Source organism: Aequoribacter sp. (assembly GCF_965659035.1).
In the GTDB taxonomy this organism is placed as follows: Bacteria; Pseudomonadota; Gammaproteobacteria; order Pseudomonadales; family Halieaceae; genus Aequoribacter.
In genome coordinates this window covers 1-5,268 of the sequence record NZ_CBFHWH010000118.1, presented here as the reverse complement: position 1 = coordinate 5,268, position 5,268 = coordinate 1, and the positions used below count along the sequence as shown (strand labels likewise).

Sequence of the window (5,268 nt, the reverse complement as noted above, 5' to 3'; positions counted from 1 at the left end):
CTTTCAAAATTTCGTCTGGAATATCGTCGGCCATGAGCAATTTCAGCCAATCAATTAACTCCGAGGTTGAAGGCTTCTTCTTGAGCCCGGGGATGTCGCGCACATCGAAGAAAACCTCGAGCGCCTCGTTAACCAGCGTTTGTTTGATATTCGGGTAGTGCACATCCACAATTTCGCGCATGGTGTCGCGACTGGGGAAGTTAATAAAGTGGAAGAAGCAGCGACGCAAAAATGCATCGGGCAGCTCTTTCTCGTTATTACTGGTAATAATTATGATCGGGCGATGTTTGGCTTTGATCACTTCACCGGTTTCGTAGACGAAAAATTCCATACGATCGAGTTCCACCAACAAATCGTTGGGAAATTCAATATCGGCTTTGTCAATCTCGTCAATCAACAAGACGACTTGCTCGTCAGAGGCAAAAGCTTCCCACAACTTACCTCTTTTGATGTAGTTGGCAATATCGTGAACGCGATCATCACCGAGCTGCGAGTCACGCAAGCGTGACACCGCGTCGTACTCATACAAGCCCTGTTGCGCTTTGGTGGTCGATTTGATGTGCCATTGAATCAAACGCATCCCCAAGCCTTCGGCTACCTCTTCAGCCAGCATGGTTTTGCCCGTACCAGGCTCACCTTTGATTAACAAAGGCCGCTGTAACGCTACGGCGGCATTGACCGCCATTCTCAAATCATCAGTAGCGACGTATCGTTCTGTACCTTGGAATTGTTTCACCTAGCATTCCTTGTTTGTCTGTTTGTTCGAAGGGTCAAGAGGCTACCTCGTGTCTGCGTGGCATGCAAGCGCGATAAAACTCTAAAAACTAATCTGAGCTGTCGGTGTCGACCCGCATTTCCATCAATGGTGCATCACGCGCCTCCTGCGCCTTTCTGGCGGCGGCGATACGGCGTTTTCTGGCGGCTTCACGCCACGAGCGCAGAGCCCAGATGAGCAAACTGAGCCCCACCAAACCCGCCACGCCAGGCAGCAACCATACGGGCAGACCTGCGGCTGGTTGAGACTCTACCGCTTTGGTAATAACCTTGGGGGCCTCGGTGGGCACTTGAACATCGACATACATCGGTAATTCTCGCACCAGCGTATCGGCCTCGACTCGAACGGTAATTTTGTGCAAGCCGGGTAGCGAGAACGCGGGCATGGCGATGCGATACTCGCCACTGCTCGGGATCTGATACAACCCCGCAACATCAATCACCTCCGTTACACTCGCTGGGTCTTGAATCGTAACTTTAATATCAAATACGCTAAGCAACTCCGCAGAGGTAATAACACCCTCTCGGTCTACTAGGCGCAATCCAAGTTCAGTAGGCTGATCTAAAGGCAGTGAATTCGGCAGCGGATCGACGTCGATCGACAAATCAGAAATTACCGTAATTCGATTCTCCTCACTGCTTGGGGCAACTAAGCGCCAGCGGCCCGGTTGGGGCGAATCTACAGTCACTAACGAGAATTTTTCGTTGTTAAACCATCGCACCCCTTCGCGATTCGAATCAGGCGCCAAAGCTTGGTTAACAGGATCGATTAACTCCACCTTGGCCCGCTCATCAGCACCTGAAAAAATCAAAGCGGTTAACTGCGAGACGCCTTCATCAATTTGAAACTCGCCGCCCTCGATCGGCACGCGCGCCGTCGGTGCGACCATTTCCAGGGCCTGCAAAAACACGCGTGTCAATGAGTCTGCCGACTCAGCTTTTTCTGCAAGCCCTTGAGTTGATTCTGCAAGTTTGCGCAAAAAAGCCCAATCGGCCTCATTCGACAAGGCAATCGTGTGCACTGGTACGCCAGTCTGACCCAATATTGGCGCTTGTTCCTCAAGCAGCATCCGAGCGGCATTCGCGTTCGCTACCGCTGAGCTGGACAAATCGACTTTACCGTCTGTGAGTAAAACTACACTGGTTCGGTAATCTGGGTCCAGACGGTTAAGATCATACAAAGCGGCGTCCAAGGCTGCAGGGATATTCGTCCGCTGACCCGAATTGTCAATGACACGGACGCTCTCGACTGCTTTATCTCGCCAAGCCTCATCAATAACAACGTGGGGCAGCAAAGTGCGCACCCCGTCGCCAAATAACCACACCCCTGCTTTCGACCCAGGTGGCAACAAACGCACAATAAGTTCAAGCGCCGGCGCGCGCAGGTTGTTGGGGTCAGATTGCTTCATGCTGCCCGAGACATCGATCAGCAGGCGTACATCAGGGTGACCCCGGATGGGTTCCTGAGCTTGCGCAAAACCAACCAGCAAACAGGCTAATAGGATCTGACACACTATACGCATTAAGGCTGCTCCATGTTGACTCGTCGCCGGCCCAACCAAACCCAAATCAGGCCGTGTGTACCACCCACTAAGGTGGCTATACCCATAGCAACCCCGAGTGGACGAATTGCATGAATCGCCGTATCAACGCCAAAAAATGCCGTCTGAAAGACCGCCACCAACACCGCTGGGGCAAGGGTGTCCGCCTGCATGTTAGCATAGGCAGGCGTTAACAGCAGGGCCGCGCCTAACCAAAAGAGAAAGGCAATCCAAAACCGCCCCCAACCGAGCTTAACCAACCACCACACCATGACTAATAGTGCGATAACAGCGGCCAAACTGTAGCTCAGCAAAGCAGTAATGTACGAACCCGTCTCTAGCACCGACCTACTCAACCCATTTAATGATGTGCTCATCGTACCCGTCCGGGTGAACAAATTCATCTGAAATTGCGCGACCACGAATCGATACACCAGCCCTGTGCACGCTATCTCTGTCACCACTTACCAGGTAGTGCCATTCCGGTAAGGGCTTGCCCTCTGAGCGCAGTCGATAGGCACAGGTGCTGGGTAACCAATGCAAACTCGAGACCTCATGTTTTTTCAGATCAATACAATCGGGCACCCGTTCGCTGCGCTGGTCGTAACACTCGCATTGGCAGGTGTCTGCATTCATAAATTGGCACCGAATTTTGGTGTAGTACACCTTTGAGGTACCGGCATCCTCAAGCTTGTGCAGGCAACATTTGGCACACCCGTCGCAGAGTGCCTCCCACTGGTCAACCGTGAGTGCCTCGAGTGGCTGCTCGTTCCACCAGCTCACGAATAAAGGGCCTCTAAGGGGTCGTCTTTGGGTGGGAGCTGTAAATAGAAACCTCGCTCCGCCAAGGACTCGAGCACTTTAACTGGATCCGCGTTGGCCAAGTTTTGCGCTGGGGTGATCATCAAAAGCAGGGACTTACGCAGTGCCCCCAAGGGTTTAATCAAAGCTTCAGGCAAGTCCTGTAAATTCGCGTCTTTGGGGACATACAAATAATACCCGGGCTTGCGGTCACTGGCATAGATTTGCGTCAGCACGTTCATTCACCTCTAGAAAATTCATGCATTAGACGTTCAGTAAACAGCGCACGCCGCCACCCCGTCCAATGATCAGGTATGGATATTGTGCCACCCTCCAGCCACTGGACCCACAAGGCATAGTCACTTTTATTGAAAATAATTTCGGGGGCAATGTTTAATTCTGCGGCCCAGCCCACAACGCGCTGTTTAATGAGTTTCATCCTCTGTCGCTGACCGGCACTCATGGGCGGTGCCACGGGGTCAGGCAATTGGTCTGCAGGTGCGTCAACGGCGCTGGACACAGCCAGCAACCAACGATCGACGTGGCGAATAGCGCCTCGGCTCTTATCTGAAAGCAAAGGGCGCAATTGCGTTTTAGACGAAGGCAATGCTGCAGCGATTTGCATCATCGATTGGTCATCGAGTATCCAGCCTCGAGGTTTGTTATGACTGACAGCCAATTGCTCGCGCGCATCGCACAATTCCATCAGAGCCAAAAGACCTCGAGCCGGAAGCTTCCACGCACTGCCTATTTTAACGCGACAGTCATAAGAGGCGTTCTGCGAGCCCATAACCGCGCGCGCGCCCTCCTCTAACACCCACTCTACCCGCCCTAGCGCTTCGGCCTCTTGATACAAGCGCTCAAACACGGGGGCAAGATACAAAACATCCGCGATCGCATACTGTAGTTGGCTGTCACTGAGTGGACGCTGCAACCAGTCCGACCGGGTTTCACCTTTATCGAGCTCTTCACCCAAAAAGGTCTCGACAATGTTGCGATACCCTATCGCATAGCCATAGCCAAGCAGGGCTGCCGCAACTTGCGTATCAAACCAGCCATTGATCGGGCAGCCAAGCCACGCCTGAAACACCTCTAGATCTTCGCTCCCAGAGTGCACCACCTTGAGCGTACGCTCTGATCCAAGCAAGCTCGACAGGGCAGAGGCATCGGTGACGGCGACAGGGTCGACTAAACTGATGTGTCCGGCGCCCGCCAACTGTACCAAAGCGGGCTTGGGGTAATAGGTTCGTTCTCGGACGAACTCCGTATCCAGAACAACCGCCTGGCTGGACTGGTAGCTCGCCAACGTGCGTTCCAGGTCATCGCTGCTGGCAACCCAAATACAATCTGAATCAATCAAGAGGGCGCCTTCCAGATAAGGCTTGTGCTAAGGTTGAGCTATCGACGTAATCCAGTTCGCCGCCCATCGGCACACCCCGAGCCAAACGACTCGCAGACACTCCCTTAGAGCGCATCATGCTGGCGATGTAGTGTGCGGTCGCCTCACCTTCGACAGTCGAAGATGTGGCGAGAATCACTTCTGTGATACCACCCGCCGCCACCCGAGCCTCCAAAACATCAAGACCAATGTCGTTGGGCCCAACGCCGTCTAGAGGTGACAAATGCCCCATCAGCACATGGTAACGCCCTTTGAAAGTCGAGGTCGATTCAATGGCAGTCACGTCAGAGGGCGTTTCAACGACACAGATGACACTGGCATCGCGGCGCGAGTCCTGGCAGATCTGGCACAAAGGTTCTTCGCTAAAGTTGCGACAGCTCTCACAATGCTGAACACGTTCGACAGCATCTGTCAGTGCCTGTGCTAACGCTAAAGCACCACCACGATTGTGCTGCAGTAAATGCAGAGTCATACGGCTCGCACTTTTATTGCCCACACCGGGTAAGCAGCGAAGCGCCTGATTTAATGTCTCGATTGCGGTGAGTTTCATGCTGTATTAAAACGGCATTTTCATGCCCGCAGGAAGATTCATTCCCGCGGTGACTTCTGCCATTTTTTCTCGATTTTGGGTTTCAACACGGCGCACGGCATCGTTCACCGCAGCGGCCAACAGGTCTTCCAATATGGCTTTTTCTTCGGTCATGACCATCGGGTCAATTTCCACAGCGGTCACGTCATGTCGACCGTTCATCG

At 53.1% G+C, this 5,268-nt stretch carries 8 protein-coding genes; all 8 read right to left on the bottom strand.

Annotated elements, in window-relative coordinates; all coding sequences use genetic code 11:
* Window positions 1-685 (bottom strand): AAA family ATPase (locus tag ACTF5Z_RS11310; RefSeq protein ID WP_438985726.1); only part of this gene is annotated, 685 nt, incomplete at its 3' end.
* A gap of 139 nt (window positions 686-824) precedes the next feature.
* A complete protein-coding gene (locus ACTF5Z_RS11305; RefSeq protein WP_438985725.1) occupies window positions 825-2,297 on the bottom strand; it encodes a vWA domain-containing protein in 1,473 nt (490 codons plus the stop codon).
* The gene (locus ACTF5Z_RS11300) at window positions 2,297-2,692 is read right to left on the bottom strand and encodes a hypothetical protein (RefSeq protein ID WP_438985724.1); all 396 of its coding nucleotides are present in this window, start codon (window positions 2,690-2,692) and stop codon (window positions 2,297-2,299) included. The genes ACTF5Z_RS11305 and ACTF5Z_RS11300 overlap by 1 nt, the downstream gene beginning before the upstream one ends.
* The gene (locus ACTF5Z_RS11295; RefSeq protein WP_438985723.1) at window positions 2,664-3,098 is read right to left on the bottom strand and encodes a YcgN family cysteine cluster protein; all 435 of its coding nucleotides are present in this window, start codon (window positions 3,096-3,098) and stop codon (window positions 2,664-2,666) included. Before ACTF5Z_RS11295 ends, ACTF5Z_RS11300 begins: the two co-directional genes overlap by 29 nt.
* A complete protein-coding gene (locus ACTF5Z_RS11290) occupies window positions 3,095-3,358 on the bottom strand; it encodes a YcgL domain-containing protein (protein WP_438985722.1) in 264 nt (87 codons plus the stop codon). The genes ACTF5Z_RS11295 and ACTF5Z_RS11290 overlap by 4 nt, the downstream gene beginning before the upstream one ends.
* On the bottom strand, window positions 3,355-4,476 hold the full coding sequence (rnd, locus tag ACTF5Z_RS11285; RefSeq protein ID WP_438985721.1) for a ribonuclease D: 1,122 nt from the start codon (window positions 4,474-4,476) through the stop codon (window positions 3,355-3,357). Before rnd ends, ACTF5Z_RS11290 begins: the two co-directional genes overlap by 4 nt.
* On the bottom strand, window positions 4,469-5,065 hold the full coding sequence (gene recR, locus ACTF5Z_RS11280; RefSeq protein ID WP_423853761.1) for a recombination mediator RecR: 597 nt from the start codon (window positions 5,063-5,065) through the stop codon (window positions 4,469-4,471). Before recR ends, rnd begins: the two co-directional genes overlap by 8 nt.
* A 6-nt stretch (window positions 5,066-5,071) precedes the next feature.
* The coding region (locus ACTF5Z_RS11275; RefSeq protein WP_438985720.1) for a YbaB/EbfC family nucleoid-associated protein at window positions 5,072-5,268 on the bottom strand (197 nt) is incomplete at its 5' end.

Excerpts from the sequence above, each read along its gene's own strand:
- ACTF5Z_RS11305 (WP_438985725.1), bottom strand. The coding sequence starts at position 2,297 with ATGCGTATAGTGTGTCAGATCCTATTAGCCTGTTTGCTGGTTGGTTTT.
- ACTF5Z_RS11300 (WP_438985724.1), bottom strand. The coding sequence starts at position 2,692 with ATGAGCACATCATTAAATGGGTTGAGTAGGTCGGTGCTAGAGACGGGT.
- ACTF5Z_RS11290 (WP_438985722.1), bottom strand. The coding sequence starts at position 3,358 with ATGAACGTGCTGACGCAAATCTATGCCAGTGACCGCAAGCCCGGGTAT.
- recR (WP_423853761.1), bottom strand. The coding sequence starts at position 5,065 with ATGAAACTCACCGCAATCGAGACATTAAATCAGGCGCTTCGCTGCTTA.